The organism is Clostridium algidicarnis DSM 15099, assembly GCF_002934235.1.
GTDB classification, from domain to species: domain Bacteria; phylum Bacillota; class Clostridia; order Clostridiales; family Clostridiaceae; genus Clostridium_L; species Clostridium_L algidicarnis.
This window is the reverse complement of the sequence record NZ_PTIS01000041.1, coordinates 1-1,220: the sequence shown is the minus strand read 5'-3', so window position 1 is coordinate 1,220 and position 1,220 is coordinate 1. Positions and strand designations below refer to the sequence as shown.

The following is a 1,220-nucleotide window of genomic DNA, read 5'->3' as shown; positions in this document are numbered from 1 at the left end:
TTGGATTGTCAATACTTTTTAAAACAAGTTTTATTCGGACATCTTTGATTTATATTCTACAGGTGTCATGTAGTTTAATGATCCATGTATTCTATGATTATTATACCAATTTACATAATTAAATAATTCCATTTCTAATTCTTCAAAGCTACTAAATACCCTGTTATATGCAAATTCAGTTTTTATTATTTTATATGTTGCTTCTGCAACAGCGTTATCATAGGGACACCCCTTTTCGCTAAGAGATCTTTTTATGTTGAATGTTTCTAAGATTTCATCTATAATCTTATTTTTAAACTCATTTCCCCTATCAGTATGGAATATGTTTATATTACTCAAGTTACAGCTGGCTTTTAAAAAAGCATCATAAACAAGCTGTGCATCCTTGTGTTTACCGGCTGAGTAACTTATTATTCCTCTGTTATGTAGGTCTATAAGTAGGCATATGTAGTTCCATTTACCGGCTACATTAACGTAAGTTAAATCGCTTACTACAACATCTAAATTATCTCTATTTTTGAATTCTCTATTAACTATATTTTCTACTTTATCATTGTTGCATTTAGATTTATGTACCTTGAATTGCTTAATGGTATAATTTGATACTAATCCATAGGTTTTCATTATGCTACCTATTTTAGCTCTTGAAGCTGTAATGCTTTCACTTTCTAAAATTGCTTTTATTTTTCTTGTACCATAATTATTCTTGCTGTCTTTAAATATTTTAATAACCTTGTTTTCTAAATCAGTGTTATGTTTACGTGTTTTCTTTTTATAGTAAACTAATGCTCTTGGAATATTTAGTGCTCTGCACATTGCGCTGATAGTGTATTTATGCTTATTAGCTAGTATAATCTCTATTTTCGTGCCATTATCAGCGCTGCTTGCTTTAAAATATCATTTTCCATCTCTAATCTAGCATTTTCTTTTTTTAATCTTAACAACTCATTTTCAGAGTCGCTTCGGTTATCATTGGCCTTAAATGAACCTGTATTACTATAGTCTGATATCCATTTACTAATTGTAGATCTAGCAACATCATACTCTTTAGCTATTGTTCCTGCGGACTTACCACTATTATTAAGAGCTACAATTTGCTTTTTAAATTCTTCTGTATAATTCTTACCTTTTCTTCCCATGATATATACCTCTTACTTTCATTTATTTTTATATTATATCATGTCCGAATATTTATTGTATAGCTAATTATAACCCATCCA

At 29.2% G+C, this 1,220-nt stretch carries 1 protein-coding gene; it reads right to left on the bottom strand.

The window, feature by feature from the left end; all coding sequences use genetic code 11:
* Positions 1-30: 30 nt before the first annotated feature.
* Positions 31-1,139 (bottom strand): IS3 family transposase gene (locus BD821_RS13290; protein WP_104410887.1). Its coding sequence is split into 2 segments (ribosomal slippage): positions 31-893 and positions 893-1,139, totalling 1,110 coding nucleotides; the frame shifts between segments, so codons are not numbered across the junction.
* Between the last annotated feature and the right edge of the window lie 81 nt (positions 1,140-1,220).